Below are 16,486 nucleotides of genomic sequence, written 5' to 3' on the forward strand. Positions count from 1 at the left end.
TCGTTGGCGCCCTTCACATAGGCCGCGTGGTGCTTGTCGTGGTGCAGCTCGATGATCTCGGGGCTGATCACGGGGGCCAGCGCGGAGTAGTCGTACGGCAGTTCAGGCAGCGTGTAGACGGGCATGCGGTCCCCTCCGACCTCTTATTGCACAAGCCTTGCAACTGCACGCTAGCAGCAGGAGAGCGGTCGCGCCGGTGCGGGGCGCGCGAAAAAGCCCCCGCACCCGGGTGGTCCCGGGTGCGGGGGCCCGTCGGGGCCGGGCGGGTCAGCCCTTCGCCCGCCTGCGCTGCCGGGCGTAGCCGACGGCCGCGAGGAACAGCGTCATACCGCCGGTCGAGTACAACTGGACCCGGGTGTCCGGCTCCCGGGCCATCAGCACGAACACCGTCGCCATCCCTGCCAGCGCCACCCACGTCAGCGCCGGGAACGCCCACATCCGGACCACGATCCGCTCCGGGGCCTCCCGCTCCAGCCGGCGCCGCAGCCGTAGCTGCGCGACCGCGATGAAGATCCAGACGACCAGGATCACCGCGCCGATCATGTTCAGCAGCCAGGAGAAGACGTCGTCCGGCCGCCAGTAGCTCAGCAGCACACACCCGAACCCGAACACCGAGGACGCCGCCACCGCGATCCGCGGCACCCCGCCCGACACCCGCCCCAGCGCCTTCGGCCCCTGCCCGCGCCCCACCAGCGAGTAGGCGATCCGGGAGGCGCCGTAGATGTTGGCGTTCATCGCGCTCAGCAGCGCGACCAGCACCACCACGTTCATCAGCTGACCCGCCCCCGGGATCCCGAGGTGGTCGAGGGTGGCGACGTACGGGCCCTTCTCCACGACGTCCGGCGAGTCCCACGGGACGAGGGTGACGACCACGGCCATCGAGCCGATGTAGAAGAGCGCGATCCGCCACATGGCGGTGCGTACCGCGCTCGCCACCCCGCGCACCGGGTTCTCCGACTCGGCCGCCGCGATGGTGACCGTCTCCAGACCGCCGTAGGCGAAGATCGACGCCAGCAGACCGATCACCAGCCCCTCGGCGCCGCCCGGCAGGAAGTCGCTCAGATTGCTCGCCCCCGGCGCGTCCGTGCCCGGCAGCACCCCGGCGATCGCCAGCACGCCGAGCACCAGGAACAGCACGATCGCCCCGACCTTCAGCGCGGCGAACCAGAACTCGAACTCGCCGAAGTTGCGGACGGCCGCCAGGTTCACGGCGCAGAACACCACCATGAACAGCGCGACCCACGCCCACTCCGGGGTGCCCGGCAGCCACCCCGAGACGATCTTCGCCGCGCCGATGCCCTCCAGGCCCACCGCCGTGCACAGCAGCACCCAGAACGCCCAGCCGGCCGTGAATCCCGCCCAGGGGCCGATCGCCCGCTCGGCGTGCGCGGAGAACGAGCCGGACGACGGATACGCCGCCGACATCTCGCCCAGCATCCGCATGACCAGCATCACCAGCAGCCCGGAGAGGGTGTAGGCGACGACGATCGAGGGACCGGCGGCGGCGATGCCCGCCCCGGAGCCTACGAACAGCCCGGCGCCGATGACTCCGCCCAGGGCGATCATCGACAGATGGCGCTGTTTCAGCCCGTGGGTGAGGGCGGCGTCCGAAGACGCCTCGGCGGGGGGAGCGGCCTCGGCGGAGCCGGGGCGCAGGGGGGAGCGCGACATGGTCGGGGCGTCCTTGGTCGGGGCCGTGGGGAGAGAACTCAGGGTAACCCCGGCCCGCCCGGCTCGATCTTGGAGGAATCCAACAGCGACCCGTCGGTCCAGCTCATGTGACCGAGCAGCCCTCACCTCAGTGACCGGCATCACGTCAACCCGGGTGTATCGCGCACCCTTTGTCCGAAGCCCACCAATCGTTCACCGCCCCCTTTGTCGACGGCTGACGGTGATCGGCCGGTGGGCGCTGGGATAGCGTCGCGCTGTCCCGACCTGCCCTCACTCCCGCGGAGTCCCCATGAGCACCGCCGCCACCAGCGCCCGTCCGGGCCTGGTCCTCGCCGATCTGCTGCCCGCCTCACGCGTCCGCGACGTCGCCCTCGTGGCCGGCGGCGCCGTGCTCACCGGTATCGCCGCCCAGATCGCGGTCCCGGTCCCCGGCTCCCCGGTCCCCGTCACCGGGCAGACCTTCGCCGCGCTGCTCGTCGGCACCGCCCTGGGCGCGGGCCGCGGCTTCCTCTCGCTGGCGCTGTACGCGCTGGTCGGCATGGCGGGCGTGCCGTGGTTCGCGGAGGGCGGCAGCGGAGTCGCCGCCCCGTCCTTCGGCTACGTCCTCGGCATGCTCCTCGCCGCCACCGTCGTGGGCGCCCTGGCCCGCCGCGGCGCCGACCGCTCCGCCCCGCGGATGGCCGGCACGATGCTGATCGGCTCGGCGATCATCTACGCCGTCGGCGTCCCGTACCTGGCCCTGGCCGCCGACCTCTCCCTCACCGCCGCCGTCGCCGCCGGCCTCACCCCCTTCCTCCTGGGCGACGCCCTCAAGGCAGCCCTGGCCATGGGAGCCCTCCCCACAGCCTGGAAACTCACCAAGACCCCCTGACCCCCCGTCTTGGGGGCGCGGGGAACCGCGCACGACCAGTGACACCCACCCGCACCTTTCAACCCCGTCAGGGCAACCGCCTGTCTTGGGGGCGCGGGGAACCGCGCACGACAGGCTTCACCCCCCCACACCTTTCCACCCCGTCAGGGCAACCGCCTGTTTCTAGGGGCGCGGGGAACTGCGCGACAAGCCACACCCCCCCGCACTCTCCCCGCACCCCCCGGCACACCCCGCACCCCCAACCGCCATCACCCACCCCCCGCCCGAGAGGCCCGCCGCACAACCTCCCGCCCCACCGCAACCCCCACCACACCCGCGGCAACCAGCAACGACAACAACACCGTCGTACGCCCGTCATGCTCCGTGTCCGTCAACATGTACCCCAGCACGAACACGATCAGCCCCGCCGCCGCCCACGTCAGATACGGATACAGCCACATCCGCACGACCAGCTTCTCCGGCGCCTCCCGCTCGATGATCCTCCGCATCCGCAATTGCGAGAAACAGATCACCAACCACACGAACAGGGCCACGGCCCCGGACGAGTTGACCAGGAACAGGAAGACCGAGTCCGGGAACTTGTAGTTGAAGAACACCGCGACGAACCCGAAGACCACCGACACGAGGATCGCCGTACGCGGCACCCCCCGCCCCGTCGTCCGCGCGAACCCCCGCGGCGCGTCCCCCCGCTCCCCGAGCGAGAAGGCCATCCGCGAGGCCGTGTAGAGCCCGGAGTTCAGACAGGACAGCACGGATGTCAGCACGATGAAGTTCATGATCTGCCCGGCGTGCGCGATCCCGAGGGAGTCGAGCGCGGCGACGTACGAGCCGTCCTCCCGGATCGCGGAGGAATCCCACGGCAGCAGCGCGACGACGACGAAGATGGACCCCAGATAGAACACACCGATTCGCCAGATGATGCTGTTGGTCGACTTCGTGACCGCCCGCTGCGGATCCTCCGACTCCCCGGCGGCCAGCGTGGCGATCTCACTGCCCATGAACGAGAAGACCACCAGCAGCACACCGGTGAGGATCGCCCCGGGCCCGTTCGGCAGGAACCCTCCGTGCTCGGTCAGGTTCGCCAGCCCGGCCTGTGAGCTGTCGGCGCCGGGCAGCAGCCCGAACACGGCCAGCCCGCCGATCACGATGAACGCCCCGATGGCGACCACCTTGATCCCGGCGAACCAGAACTCGAACTCGCCGTAGGAGCCGACGGAGACCAGGTTCGTCCCGGTCAGTACGACCATCACGATCAGCGCCCAGGCCCACTGCGGCACGGCCGGGATCCAGCCCTCCAGGATCGCCGCACCGGCCGTGGCCTCGACGGCGAGCACGACAACCCAGAAGAACCAGTACAGCCAGCCGATGGAGAACCCGGCCCACCGCCCCAGCGCCCGGTCGGCGTGCGCGGAGAACGACCCGGAGGTCGGGTTGGCGGCCGACATCTCGCCGAGCATCCTCATCACCAGCACCACGAGCGTGCCGACGAGGGCGTACGAGAGCAGGATGCCGGGACCGGCGGTGGCGATACCGGTGCTGGAGCCCACGAAGAGCCCGGCACCGATGACCCCGCCGATGGCGATCATCGACAGATGGCGGTTCTTGAGGCCCGCCTGGAGGCCGCCACCCGGCTCGGTGGGACTTCCGGGACCTCCGGGACCTTCAGGGCCGGGGCCGGATTTCGGCAGCGTCGGCTGGGACGTCATGGGGGGAAGCCCTTCGCGTCGTCGGGTGGGTACCAGTGGATGTCAGCGGATGCCGTGGAGAGGGGGGAACGGTGGGGGACATCCGGTGAATCGGAGGGAACGATAAACGAGAACCTTCAAATCCAGACCGCCGCTTGAGCTTCTCCAGAGGTTCGTAATCCATAGGGGTGTCCTGTCGCCGGTCCACCCAGCGCTGCCACGCGTACCCCGGCATGTCACACTCATCCCATGCGCGTGTATCTCGGCTCCGACCATGCCGGTTTTGAACTGAAGAACCACCTCGTCGAGTGGCTCACGTCGGCGGGCCACGAGCCCGTGGACTGCGGCCCGCACCTCTTCGACGCCCAGGACGACTACCCGCCCTTCTGCCTGCGCGCCGCGGAGCGCACCGCCGCCGACCCCGACGCCCTCGGTATCGTCATCGGCGGCTCGGGCAACGGCGAGCAGATCGCCGCGAACAAGGTCAAGGGGGTGCGCGCGGCCCTCGCCTGGAGCGAGGAGACGGCGTCGCTGGGCCGCCGGCACAACAACGCCAACGTCGTCGCCGTCGGCGCCCGCATGCACACGCAGGACGAGGCGACCCGGTTCGTGGAGACCTTCCTCAGCACCCCGTTCTCGGGCGACGAGCGGCACCTCCGCCGCATCGACATGCTGAGCGCCTACGAGACGACCGGCGACCTCCCGCCGATCCCGGCGCACCACCCGCAGGACTGACCCGGCCACCCCAGGACCGACCCCGCCACCCTAGGACCGGACCCGGTACAGAAGGAGACCGAGCGTGCCGGAAGGGCACACGATCCACCGGCTCGCCCAGGACTACTCCCGGCAGTTCGCCGGCCGCGAGGCCCGCGTCAGCAGCCCGCAGGGCAAGTTCAGTGACGCCACGGCCCTGCTCGACGGGGCCCGGCTGCGCACCGCCGACGCCCACGGCAAGCACCTCTTCCTGGGCTTCCGGGACGCCGACTGGGTCCATATCCACCTCGGCCTCTTCGGCAAGGTCGCCTTCGGCGCCGCCCCCGCGCCCCCGCCCACCGACACCGTCCGGCTGCGCCTGCGCAACGACACCGCGTACGTCGACCTCGTCGGCCCCACCACCTGCGCCCTGATCACGGCCCCCGAGAAGCAGGCCGTCCACGCCCGCCTGGGCCCCGACCCGCTGCGCGCGGACGCCGACCCGGGCGCCGCGTACCGGCGGGTCTCCCGCAGCCGTACGACGATCGCGGCCCTGCTGATGGACCAGAAGGTCATCGCGGGCGTCGGCAACGTCTACCGCGCGGAGGTCCTCTTCCGGCACGGCGTCGACCCCTACCGCGCGGGCCGCGACATCACCCCCGCCCTGTGGGACGCCCTCTGGACGGACCTGGTCGCCCTGATGCGCGAGGGCGTCAGGAACAACCGCATCGACACGGTCCGCCCCGAACACACCCCCGAGGCGATGGGCCGCCCCCCGCGCGTGGACGACCACGGCGGCGAGGTCTACGTCTACCGCCGGGCCCACCTGCCCTGCCATCTGTGCGGCGGCGAGATCCGTACCGCCGATCTCGCCGCCCGCAACCTCTTCTGGTGCCCCACCTGCCAGAAACCCTGACCGGCCGCTACCGGCACACCGGTAGCAGCGGTACCGGTACCGGTACCGGAGCCGGTTCTAGAACCCGTGCGGCAGCCACGGTGCCAGGCCGCCCGGACCGAAGCCCACCGACGCCTCGGCCAGCGCCCCGCCCCGCAGTTCACGGACCCGCCCGGCCCCCGCGAGCGAGGCCAGCGTCACCCCGCCCAGATACGCCGCGCCCAACTCCCGCACGGACAGCGCGAGATCGGCCGGTTCGGTCGTACGTTCGCAGGTGGCGCCCTTGGTGTCGCCGCTCAGCCGCCAGCGCCCCGTGTTCCAGGGGCAGAAGGCGTCCTCGACGTCCAGCACCACATCCACCGGCCCCTGGTACGTCCGCGCCGCCAGCGCCTGACCGACATCCACCAGCCGCACATGCAGCGCATCCCGTTCGCGCGGCTTCAACCGCCGTACGTCCGACACCAGGTGCAGCAGCGGATCGTCCACCGGCCGCTGGTGCGCGATCAGCCGGGACGTCAGGTCGATGTCGAACAGGAACCGCCACAGCGCCGCGTACGCCGCCGGGTCCAGCGCCTCCACATCACGCGCGATGACGGTGCCGTCGGCCACCGCGTGCTCCCACTTCGGCTTCACATGGAACCGCGTGTACCCGACGATCTCGCCGTCCCGCTCCGCGACCACGCACTGGAGCGGCGAGGCGCCCTCGCGCTCGCTCTCCGGGTCGAGCACCCCGAGCCGGTCCCAGCCGGGCAGCCGCTCCACCATGCCCGCCCGCAGCGGCACCCGGCGCGCGTACAGCGCCTCGCACCGCGCCAGCACCTCGCCCGGCGCCGCATAGCGCAGCCGTACGTCGTCCGTGCCCGGCGGCACCGCCAGCCGCACCCGCCGGGTGTCGGCCTCCAGATTCAGCTGCCGGGTGCCGATGCCGTACCCGAACCGCCCGTAGATCTCCGGCTCGGAGGCCGTCAGCACGGCCAGCGGCCAGCCCCAGGACCGCACGTCCGCCAACTGCCGGGCCATCATCCCCGTGAGCACCCCGCGCCGCCGGTGGGTCGCGGCCACACTCACCATGGTCACCCCGGCCGCCGGGACCGACGTACCGCCCGGTACGGTCAGCCGGAAGCTGAACGCCCCCGCCGTGCCCACGCACTCCTCGCCGTCCCACGCCCCGAGGGAACGATCCGCCTCGGTCAGCGCCCTCCACAGCTCCCGCTCCTCGGCGGCCTCCGGCACCCCGCCGAAGGCCCGGAGCAGCACGTCGTACCAGCTGTCCCATGCGTCCGGGTCCAGCACCCGAAGCCGTGCCGCACCCGCCGGGCCGTTCACCGAACCTGTCGCATCAGTCGCCATGAACCCATGCCTACCAGGGCATTGCCGGACGAGCGAGGGAATTTCCGCCGGGGGGCGGCGCGAGCGCCTCCCGTGAAGTTCACTGTGAAGTCGAGCCTCGGACGGGGGACAAGTGGGACCTCCCGTGCCAGGCGGCCGGTCCGATGGATAGGGTCCCGAACTAATGGCAGCAGGACGAGAGCGGCGCGCGGCGGCCGAGACGTTCCCGGCCCGGTTGAAGAAGCAATGGCACCGGGCCCGCGTCGGCGTGCGCAGAAGCGCCGTGGACTACTTCCGCGGCGACGGCTCCGACTGGATCGCGCTCGTCGGTCTGCTGCTGACCATTCCCGTGATCACCGCGATGACACTCGCCAACCCGGTCTGGTTCTCCCCGGCCGCGCTGGTGCTGCCGATCGTCGCGGGCGGACTGCTGCTGCGCCCGGCGAGCCTGCTCGGCCTGTACGCGGGCGCGGCCACCGCGCTGATCATCGAGTCGATCCAGCTCGGCCCGTACACCGAGGGACCCGCCCGGGTCACCCCGGGTGTCGTGCTGGTGGTCGCGGCCTGCGGGTTCTTCGGGCTGCTGATCGCCCAGTTCCGCAGCCGGGTCGGCGTGCCCTGGCGGCGCGGCGGCACCATGCTCTTCGACCTGCGCGAACGGATCCGCACCCAGAGCCGGCTGCCCAAGCTGCCCGCGGGCTGGCACCGCGAGATGGCGCTGCGCCCGGCCGGCGGCCAGTCCTTCTCCGGCGACTTCGTCGTCGCGGCCCGCACCAACGGGGGCCGCACCCTGGAGGCCGTGCTCACCGATGTCTCCGGCAAGGGCATGGACGCCGGTTCGCGCGCCCTGCTGCTGTCCGGGGCCTTCGGCGGACTGCTCGGCTCCCTGCCCCCGCACGCCTTCCTCCCCGCCGCCAACGGCTACCTCCTGCGCCAGGACTGGGACGAGGGCTTCGCCACCTCCATCCATCTCGTCCTCGATCTGGACTCGGGGGACTACGAGCTGTACTCCGCGGGCCATCCGCCGGGCCTCCAGCTCAGCGCGGGGAGCGGACGCTGGGAGGAGAAGGCGGCCGAGGGACCGCTGCTCGGTGTGTACGAAGGCGCGCAGTTCGACCCCGTGAAGGGCTCGCTGCGGCCCGGTGACGTGTTGATGCTGTTCACGGACGGTCTGGTGGAGACGGCCGAGCGGGACATCGTGGAGGGCATCGACCGCCTCACCGGCGAGGCCGACCGCTATGTGGCGGGCGGCTTCCACGGCGCCGCCTGGCACCTCATCGAGGCCGTCGCCAAGGACGTCAACGACGACCGCGCCCTGCTCCTGATCTGCCGCGAGGGCAGCATCCCGACCGTCCCGCACTCTCCCGCCGCCTGACCGCGCCGGGGCTGGGACACTGGGCGGATGACTCCCGCCGCCGCTCCCCAGCTCACCCCGGCCCAGGTCGAGGCGCTCGCCCTGGCCGCCCACGCCGGGCAGACCGACAAGGCGGGGCGGCCCTACGCCGAGCACCTCCGGGCGGTCGCCCGGGGGGTACGCGGCCGGGGCGGCGACGCCGATCAGATCGCCGCGGCCTGGCTGCACGACGCCGTCGAGGACGACGCCCTGTCCGAGGACCGGCTCCGGCGGGCCGGGCTGAGCCGTCGTACGAAGGACATCGTCCTCGCCCTCACCAAGCGCCCCGGAGAGCCCCCGGAGTCCTACGCCGCCCGGATCCTCGCCACCCCGGGCGCCCTCCTGGTCAAGGAGTCCGACCTGGCCCACAACGCCGACCCGGCCCGCCTCGCCGCCCTCGACGCCCCGACCCGTGCCCGCCTCACGGAGAAGTACGCCCACATGCGCGCCCTTCTCGGCCTCAGGGACGGCCCGGACAACCCCTAGGTCCCGTCCGGCCCTACGCGTCGACCTTCTCGCGCCGACCGCTCTCCGTCCCACTCCCCGCCCCGGCCTCCGCCCCGGTCTCCGTCACCGCCTCCGTCCCGGCCCGCTCGCCGCTCGACCGGCGTTCGCGTGCCGCTCGACCGGCGTCCGGACGGAACGCCCAGTCCATCCTCGGCTCCAGGGCGAACCGGAGGCCCCGCATGACGAACGGGGTGCACAGCAGCGTGACCCCCGCCGCGGCGACGGCTGTGACGAAGATCTCGCCGAGCGGATGACGCAGCCAGGCGGGGTCGTACCAGCCCTGGTGGTCGGCGAGCTTCACCACGAAGCCGTGCAGCAGATAGCCGGCCATCGTGCCCGTGCCGAGGGCCGTGAACCAGGTCGTACGGCCCGGCACCCAGGCGAAGAAGCAGGCGGTCAGCAGCACCGCGCCCCCGAACATCACCGGCACCATGACCGGCCCCGCCCACCACGGGGCGCCCAACTCCTCGGCGGAGTTGCTGCGGTAGAACCACGAGGAGTCCATCCGCGGCACCGCCCACCAGCCGGCGAGCGCCGCCGCCGCGAACACCGGCACCGACAGGATCCGCACCGACGTGCGCCGCACCATCCGGAAGTGCTCCCGCCGCAGGCACAGACCGAGGACGAAGCACGGCAGGAACTGCAACACCCGCTGCATGTCGAGGTCGTCACCGATCTCGGGGGAGAGCGTGGCGACCATCGCGATGCCCAGGGCCACCGGCAGCGGCCACCGGATCAGCTTCCAGATCGGGGTGGTGAGCCGCCACAGGAACAACGCGCAAAGGAACCAGGTCAGATACCAGGGATCGAGCAGACTGAGGTCCGCCCCGGCATCCTTTTCCCAGAAACGGCGATAGGCGAAATACGCGGTCTCGAACAGGATGTACGGCACCGCGATCCCGGTGATCAGCCGTTTGAGCCGATCGGGCCGCAGATCGAAACTGCGCGAGAAGTAGCCGGAGATGATGATGAACGCCGGCATGTGGAAGGCGTACACGACCATGTACAGACCTTGCAGGGTCCGGCTGTCGCCCTTGACGGGCTCCCAGGCGTGTCCCACCGCGACCAGCACGATGGCCAGGTATTTGGCGTTGTCGAAGAACGCGTCCCGCGAGGGGCGCCGACCACCCGCGGGGTCGGCCCTGTGGTCGGACGAGAGGCTCTCGGGGGACATGGCGGCGGAGAACATCTGAGGCACCTTAGCGTCGTGTCCGGGATACCGGGAAACCCGCGACATCAATGGTTGTGCAGCTCCCTGAATATCCTCGCCATGCCCTCGATTTCCCTGTTCAGTGCCGCTGTTCGACGTGAGGACGACCACATTCGAAATGTCACCTTGTCGGTCGTTCTCAAGGCTTCCCCTTGCCTGTGAACACCGTGTGTGGACATGGAAACCGTTCGGTCGAATCTCATCCGAAGCTGATGGGGTGAGGGGCGGTACGGGCCCGCGCGCACGCCACTTGGCCCGCGCCGGCGCGCGCCGCGTGCCGGGACGGAAACGTCCCCGAGGGACCGACGATGCGTCACACGCCGCATACCTCGGCCGGGTTGGTGGCACGATGGTTCTGGCGGGGGATGTGTGGTCGCAGCCCCGGCCGGGAGGACGGACCGACCGAGGGTGTGATCAGTTGTGGCCATTTCGCTGTCAGTGGTGCTGCTGTTGGCGATCATCCTGGTGGTGTTGATCCGAGGCGGCTCCCTCAAGGGGGGTCCCGCCGTCGTCGCCATCCTCTTCGGCTTCTTCCTGGCCTCGACGGGCATGGCCCCGTCGATCAACAGGTTCCTCGACTCGATAGCCGAGACCATCAACTCGATCAGCTTCTGAGGGCCCGGGACCACCCGGCGCACACGCGTCGGGGCCGGTCGCGGAACGCTCTCCGCGACCGGCCCCGGGCCGTATGGAGCGGGCGACGGGAATCGAACCCGCGTAGCTAGTTTGGAAGACTAGGGCTCTACCATTGAGCTACGCCCGCACAGCGCACCGCAGGTCCGAGGACCGCGGCACCGCATGCATCGTAGCGGGTCACGCCCCTTCGGCGCACACCGCTTCCGCGCACCCGCCCGCCCTCCGTGGACGCGGACCCGCCGCGCCCGCGCGCCGCGAACCGGGACGGCGTCCGCCCCTACCCAGAAAATGCGGCGCTCACACTGTCGTCGGCCATGTACCCTACGTGTCGCACCAGACGGGGTGTGGCGCAGCTTGGTAGCGCGTCCGCTTTGGGAGCGGAAGGCCGTGGGTTCAAATCCCGCCACCCCGACCACGTACACACCGGGCCCCGCCCGGATCCCTCTGCCGTACCTCCGTGCGCCCCCGCGCACCCCCGTGTATCGCTGTCTCATTCCCCCGGGGCCCGGCGTGATCGCCTTTTGGGGCCTTCGGCGGCTGCGGTTACTATGCAAGCTGCGCGCCCGTGTCTCTCCTCACCGAAGCCCCCGGGCGGCGAACCTGTCGGACCTGTCTGGCACCGGCAGAAACCAAGAAGTCAGCCACAAGGAGACCGAACCGTGAAGAGCGCCGTTGAGAACCTGAACCCGACCCGGGTTCGGCTCACTGTCGAGGTGCCCTTCGAGGAGCTCAAGGACAGCCTCGACGCGGCGTACAAGAAGATCAACCAGCAGGTCACGGTGAAGGGCTTCCGCAAGGGCAAGATCCCGGCCCGGGTCATCGACCAGCGGTTCGGCCGCGGCGCCGTGCTGGAGGAGGCCGTCAACGACGCGCTGCCGAAGTTCTACACGGAGGCCGTCAACGAGGCCGACCTGAACGTGCTGGGCCAGCCCGAGGTCGACATCACGGAGCTGAAGGACGGCGAGACGCTGAACTTCACCGCCGAGGTCGACATCCGCCCCTCCATCGAGATCCCGGACTACTCCGGCATCGAGGTCGAGGTCGACGCGGTCGAGGTCACCGACGAGGACGTGGACAAGTCGGTGGAGCAGCTCCGCGAGCGCTTCGCCGCCACCTCCCCGGTCGAGCGGGCCGCCGAGGACGGCGACGTCCTCACCCTCGACCTGGAGGCCAAGGTCGAGGGCGAGGTCCTGGAGGACGGCGTCGCGAGCGGCGTCTCCTACACCATCGGCTCCGGTGAGCTGCTGGACGGCATCGACGACGCCGTGAAGGGCCTGGAGGCCGGTGGCGAGGCCACCTTCACCTCCGAGCTGAAGGGCGGCTCGGCGGCCGGCAAGGAGGCCGAGGTCACCGTCAAGGTCACCCAGGTCGCCGCGCGCGAACTGCCCGAGCTGGACGACGACTTCGCGCAGCTCGCCTCCGAGTTCGACACCCTGGAGGACCTGCGCGCCGACAGCCGCAAGCGGCTGGCCAACATGAAGCAGTTCGACCAGGCCACGCAGGCCCAGGAGCGCGTCCTGGAGAAGCTCCTGGAGCTGGTGGAGGTGCCCGTCCCCGAGAAGCTCCTGGAGGACGAGGTCAACACCCGCAAGCACAACCTGGAGCACCACCAGCTCGGTCAGATGGGCCTCACCCTCGACAAGTACCTGGAGCTCCAGGGCAAGACCGCCGAGGAGTTCGAGACCGAGACCCACGAGGCCGCGGTCAAGGGCATCAAGACCCAGTTCGTCCTGGACGAGCTGGTCAAGTCGGAGAAGCTCAACGTCAGCCAGGACGAGCTGACCGAGCACCTGATGCGCCGCGCCGCGTCCTCCGGCATGTCCCCGGACCAGTTCGCGCAGGCCGTCGTGGAGCAGGGCCAGGTCCCGCTCCTGGTCGGCGAGGTCGCCCGCGGCAAGGCCCTCGCGGTCGTCGTGGAGGCCGCGACGGTCAAGGACACCAACGGCGAGATCGTCGACCTGGACGACGACGAGGACGAGACCGAGACGGCCACCGAGACGGCCGAAGCGGTCACCGACGGTGACGCCGAGCCGGCCGAGGCCGCCGCCGACAAGGGCGACGCCGACAAGGCGTAAGCGACGCACAGAGGGCCCTGGACGAGCGGACGTCCGGGGCCTTCTTGTCTTGGTGCCCGGCCTCGCCCCGATCGTCCCGGCCGTCCGGACTTCGTCCCGATCGTCCCGGCCGTCCGGACTTCGTCCCGATCATCCCGGACATCCGGACTTCGTCCCGATCGTCCCGGCCGTCCTGCTTCGCCCCGGCCTCCGGCCTCGGCCTGGTCCCACCGGGCCCGTCCCAGTCGCCCGGACTCGTCCCGGCCGTCCGGACTCGGCCTGGCCCCCCGGACGCGTCCCGGTCGCCGCCCGGAGCGCGCGCGGGACGTCCGTGCGGGGGTGCCCCGGCAGGGGCGCGGGGCCGTGGCCGCGGGGCCGCCACCCTGCGACGGGGCGACTACGCCCCCGGCGAACACTCCCTCTTCCGGGATTCTCCGGGAGGGCTGCCGCGTTAGGGTCCATGAATACGAGGGCTACTGGAGTCCCCAGCCGGCTCCAGACCCGCAGGGAACACGTGAAGACGGCCCGCGCGCCGTCGCAAGACGAGCAGGTGGATACGTGACGAATCTGATGCCCTCCGCCGCTGGCGAGCCCTCCATCGGCGGTGGCCTCGGCGACCAGGTCTACAACCGGCTGCTCAACGAGCGGATCATCTTCCTCGGCCAGCCGGTGGACGACGACATCGCGAACAAGATCACCGCGCAGTTGCTGCTCCTTGCCGCCGACCCGGACAAGGACATCTACCTCTACATCAACAGCCCGGGCGGTTCGATCACGGCCGGTATGGCGATCTACGACACCATGCACTACATCAAGAACGACGTGGTGACCATCGCCATGGGTCTCGCCGCCTCCATGGGCCAGTTCCTGCTCAGCGCGGGCACGCCCGGCAAGCGCTTCGCGCTGCCGAACGCGGAGATCCTGATCCACCAGCCGTCGGCGGGCCTGGCCGGCTCCGCGTCGGACATCAAGATCCACGCCGAGCGGCTGCTGCACACCAAGAAGCGCATGGCGGAGCTGACCTCCCAGCACACGGGCCAGAGTGTCGAGCAGATCACCCACGACTCGGACCGCGACCGCTGGTTCGACGCCTACGAGGCCAAGGAGTACGGCCTCATCGACGACGTCATCCCCACGGCCGCCGGTGTGCCGGGCGGCGGCGGCACGGGCGCCTGAGCGCCCTGAGCACAGCCCCAGCCGACCGCCACAGCTCCTAGGAGAGAGACAGTGAACGATTTCCCCGGCAGCGGCATCTACGACCGCACGCGCGCCGAGTACAGCGGCCCGGTGGCCGAGTCCCGCTATGTGATCCCGCGCTTCGTGGAGCGCACCTCCCAGGGCATCCGCGAGTACGACCCGTACGCGAAGCTCTTCGAGGAGCGGGTGATCTTCCTCGGCGTGCAGATCGACGACGCCTCCGCCAACGACGTCATGGCGCAGCTGCTGTGCCTGGAGTCGATGGACCCGGACCGGGACATCTCGGTCTACATCAACAGCCCCGGCGGCTCCTTCACGGCGCTGACCGCGATCTACGACACGATGCAGTTCGTGAAGCCGGACGTCCAGACGGTCTGCATGGGCCAGGCCGCCTCCGCCGCGGCCGTGCTGCTCGCCGCCGGCACCCCGGGCAAGCGGATGGCCCTGCCGAACGCGCGTATCCTGATCCACCAGCCCTACAGCGAGACCGGCCGCGGCCAGGTCTCGGACCTGGAGATCGCCGCCAACGAAATCCTCCGGATGCGCGCGCAGCTGGAGGACATGCTGGCCAAGCACTCCACCACCCCGATCGAGAAGATCCGCGACGACATCGAGCGCGACAAGATCCTCACGGCCGACGACGCGCTGGCGTACGGCCTGATCGACCAGATCATCTCGACCCGGAAGATGAACAACGCCTCCGTGCGCTAGCACGGACGGCGTACCGGCAGCACGGACGGCGTATCCCGGCCCCGGGCACAGAAGGGGGCACGGGAGCCGCGCACGGAGTATCGTCTGCCGCCCCTTGGCAAGGTTCGCCCGGGTGCACGACAAGGTGCACGTCAAAGTGAACCGCGCCAAGGGGGGCCCGAACGGGGGGCTCGGCAAGGTACCGTCGGACATAAGGCAGCACCAGGAGCCGGCTGGACTCGAAAGCGTCCAGGCGCTCCCAGGCGAAGGGGAAGCACACCGTGGCACGCATCGGTGACGGCGGCGATCTGCTCAAGTGCTCGTTCTGCGGCAAGAGCCAGAAGCAGGTCAAGAAGCTCATCGCAGGCCCCGGTGTGTACATCTGCGACGAGTGCATCGATCTCTGCAACGAGATCATCGAGGAAGAGCTGGCGGAGACCAGCGAGGTGCGCTGGGAGGAACTCCCCAAGCCGCGGGAGATCTACGAGTTCCTGGAGGGGTACGTCGTGGGCCAGGAGCCCGCGAAGAAGGCCCTCTCGGTCGCGGTGTACAACCACTACAAGCGGGTGCAGGCGGGCGAGCACGGCGGCGCCCAAGGCCGTGACGACGCCATCGAGTTGGCCAAGTCCAACATCCTGCTGCTGGGCCCCACGGGCTCCGGCAAGACCCTCCTCGCACAGACCCTGGCGCGCATGCTGAACGTCCCGTTCGCCATCGCCGACGCGACGGCGCTGACGGAGGCCGGCTATGTGGGCGAGGACGTCGAGAACATCCTGCTGAAGCTGATCCAGGCCGCCGACTACGACGTCAAGAAGGCCGAGACCGGGATCATCTACATCGATGAGATCGACAAGGTCGCGCGGAAGAGTGAAAACCCCTCCATCACCCGTGATGTGAGCGGCGAGGGCGTCCAGCAGGCGCTGCTGAAGATCCTGGAGGGGACGACGGCGTCGGTCCCGCCGCAGGGCGGCCGTAAACACCCCCACCAGGAGTTCATCCAGATCGACACGACGAACGTGCTGTTCATCGTGGGCGGCGCGTTCGCCGGGCTGGAGAAGATCATCGAGTCGCGGGCGGGTGCGAAGGGCATCGGCTTCGGGGCGACGATCCGCTCCAAGCGCGAGCTGGAGGCCAAGGACCAGTTCGAGGACGTCATGCCCGAGGACCTGGTGAAGTTCGGCATGATCCCCGAGTTCATCGGCCGTCTCCCGGTCATCACCTCGGTCCACAACCTGGACCGCGAGGCTCTCCTCAAGATCCTGGTGGAGCCCCGCAACGCCCTGGTCAAGCAGTACCAGCGGCTCTTCGAACTCGACGGTGTGGAGCTGGACTTCGAGCGGGAGGCCCTGGAGGCCATCGCCGACCAGGCCATCCTCCGCCAGACCGGCGCCCGCGGGCTGCGCGCCATCATGGAGGAGGTCCTCCAGGCGGTCATGTACGAGGTGCCGTCCCGCAAGGACGTCGCCCGCGTGGTCATCACCGCCGATGTTGTCCTCTCCAACGTCAACCCGACCCTCATCCCGAGGGATTCGCGGGGACGGGGATCGGGCGAACAGAAGTCGGCCTGACCACCACCACGACCACGCACGAAGGGCGCCCGGCGGAATCCGCCGGGCGCCCTTCGCCGGTCCGGTCCGGGGCAAGGGGCGCGGGCG

General features: G+C 70.4%; 14 protein-coding genes, 2 tRNA genes and 1 pseudogene. 11 read left to right on the top strand and 6 right to left on the bottom strand.

Translation table 11 applies throughout. From position 1 onward, the window contains the following. Together ACIQNG_RS30635 and ACIQNG_RS30640 are read right to left on the bottom strand one after the other, a co-directional pair. Nucleotides 1-125, bottom strand: a pseudogene (locus ACIQNG_RS30635) (superoxide dismutase); the annotation flags it as partial. Nucleotides 126-267: 142 nt separating this feature from the next. Further along, the gene (locus tag ACIQNG_RS30640) at nt 268-1,671 is read right to left on the bottom strand and encodes an amino acid permease (protein WP_401489503.1); all 1,404 of its coding nucleotides are present in this window, start codon (nt 1,669-1,671) and stop codon (nt 268-270) included. Between the two features lie 289 nt (nt 1,672-1,960). Between ACIQNG_RS30640 and ACIQNG_RS30645 the strand changes: the two genes are divergently transcribed. Then, nucleotides 1,961-2,542: a biotin transporter BioY gene (locus ACIQNG_RS30645; RefSeq protein ID WP_401489505.1), complete on the top strand. Its 582-nt coding sequence runs from the start codon at nt 1,961-1,963 to the stop codon at nt 2,540-2,542. Between the two features lie 248 nt (nt 2,543-2,790). Here ACIQNG_RS30645 and ACIQNG_RS30650 read toward each other — a convergent pair whose 3' ends face one another. Continuing rightward, entirely contained in the window at nt 2,791-4,248 is a 1,458-nt protein-coding gene (locus ACIQNG_RS30650; RefSeq protein ID WP_401430563.1) for an amino acid permease, read from the bottom strand. 228 nt (nt 4,249-4,476) lie between these two features. Between ACIQNG_RS30650 and ACIQNG_RS30655 the strand changes: the two genes are divergently transcribed. Together ACIQNG_RS30655 and ACIQNG_RS30660 are read left to right on the top strand one after the other, a co-directional pair. After that, nucleotides 4,477-4,962 (top strand): ribose-5-phosphate isomerase, encoded by a 486-nt coding sequence (locus tag ACIQNG_RS30655; protein ID WP_401489507.1) that lies wholly within the window; start codon nt 4,477-4,479, stop codon nt 4,960-4,962. Nucleotides 4,963-5,026: 64 nt separating this feature from the next. After that, complete coding sequence (locus tag ACIQNG_RS30660; protein ID WP_401489509.1) at nt 5,027-5,836, top strand: Fpg/Nei family DNA glycosylase; 810 nt, start codon at nt 5,027-5,029, stop codon at nt 5,834-5,836. Nucleotides 5,837-5,893: 57 nt separating this feature from the next. Here ACIQNG_RS30660 and ACIQNG_RS30665 read toward each other — a convergent pair whose 3' ends face one another. Further along, a complete protein-coding gene (locus tag ACIQNG_RS30665) occupies nt 5,894-7,165 on the bottom strand; it encodes a GNAT family N-acetyltransferase (RefSeq protein WP_401489511.1) in 1,272 nt (423 codons plus the stop codon). A 163-nt stretch (nt 7,166-7,328) separates the two neighbouring features. Here ACIQNG_RS30665 and ACIQNG_RS30670 point away from each other — a divergent pair, with 163 nt between their 5' ends. Then, the gene (locus ACIQNG_RS30670) at nt 7,329-8,519 is read left to right on the top strand and encodes a PP2C family protein-serine/threonine phosphatase (protein ID WP_401430555.1); all 1,191 of its coding nucleotides are present in this window, start codon (nt 7,329-7,331) and stop codon (nt 8,517-8,519) included. Between the two features lie 27 nt (nt 8,520-8,546). Continuing rightward, the gene (locus ACIQNG_RS30675; protein WP_401489513.1) at nt 8,547-9,023 is read left to right on the top strand and encodes an HD domain-containing protein; all 477 of its coding nucleotides are present in this window, start codon (nt 8,547-8,549) and stop codon (nt 9,021-9,023) included. A gap of 13 nt (nt 9,024-9,036) precedes the next feature. Here ACIQNG_RS30675 and ACIQNG_RS30680 read toward each other — a convergent pair whose 3' ends face one another. Further along, complete coding sequence (locus tag ACIQNG_RS30680; protein ID WP_401489515.1) at nt 9,037-10,233, bottom strand: acyltransferase family protein; 1,197 nt, start codon at nt 10,231-10,233, stop codon at nt 9,037-9,039. A 441-nt stretch (nt 10,234-10,674) separates the two neighbouring features. Between ACIQNG_RS30680 and ACIQNG_RS30685 the strand changes: the two genes are divergently transcribed. Then, the gene (locus tag ACIQNG_RS30685) at nt 10,675-10,869 is read left to right on the top strand and encodes a hypothetical protein (protein ID WP_401430549.1); all 195 of its coding nucleotides are present in this window, start codon (nt 10,675-10,677) and stop codon (nt 10,867-10,869) included. 74 nt (nt 10,870-10,943) lie between these two features. On the opposite strand, the gene ACIQNG_RS30690 is transcribed toward ACIQNG_RS30685, so the two are convergent. After that, nucleotides 10,944-11,017, bottom strand: a tRNA-Gly gene (locus tag ACIQNG_RS30690). Nucleotides 11,018-11,228: 211 nt separating this feature from the next. Here ACIQNG_RS30690 and ACIQNG_RS30695 point away from each other — a divergent pair. The 5 genes from ACIQNG_RS30695 to clpX all read left to right on the top strand — a co-directional run bounded on the left by ACIQNG_RS30695 (nt 11,229) and on the right by clpX (nt 16,399). Next, nucleotides 11,229-11,305 (top strand) — tRNA-Pro (locus tag ACIQNG_RS30695). A 244-nt stretch (nt 11,306-11,549) separates the two neighbouring features. Beyond that, a complete protein-coding gene (tig, locus tag ACIQNG_RS30700; protein WP_401430547.1) occupies nt 11,550-12,965 on the top strand; it encodes a trigger factor in 1,416 nt (471 codons plus the stop codon). A 549-nt stretch (nt 12,966-13,514) separates the two neighbouring features. Beyond that, nucleotides 13,515-14,120 carry an ATP-dependent Clp protease proteolytic subunit gene (locus ACIQNG_RS30705; protein ID WP_401430711.1) on the top strand — a complete coding sequence of 202 codons (606 nt, stop codon included), beginning with the start codon at nt 13,515-13,517 and terminating at the stop codon, nt 14,118-14,120. A gap of 51 nt (nt 14,121-14,171) precedes the next feature. Beyond that, nucleotides 14,172-14,852 (top strand): ATP-dependent Clp protease proteolytic subunit, encoded by a 681-nt coding sequence (locus tag ACIQNG_RS30710; RefSeq protein WP_401430545.1) that lies wholly within the window; start codon nt 14,172-14,174, stop codon nt 14,850-14,852. 260 nt (nt 14,853-15,112) lie between these two features. Beyond that, nucleotides 15,113-16,399, top strand: coding sequence for an ATP-dependent Clp protease ATP-binding subunit ClpX (clpX, locus tag ACIQNG_RS30715; RefSeq protein WP_401430543.1), 1,287 nt, complete (start codon nt 15,113-15,115; stop codon nt 16,397-16,399). Nucleotides 16,400-16,486 lie beyond the last annotated feature (87 nt).

It is taken from the genome of Streptomyces sp. NPDC091377, assembly GCF_044757045.1.
Taxonomy (GTDB): domain Bacteria; phylum Actinomycetota; class Actinomycetes; order Streptomycetales; family Streptomycetaceae; genus Streptomyces.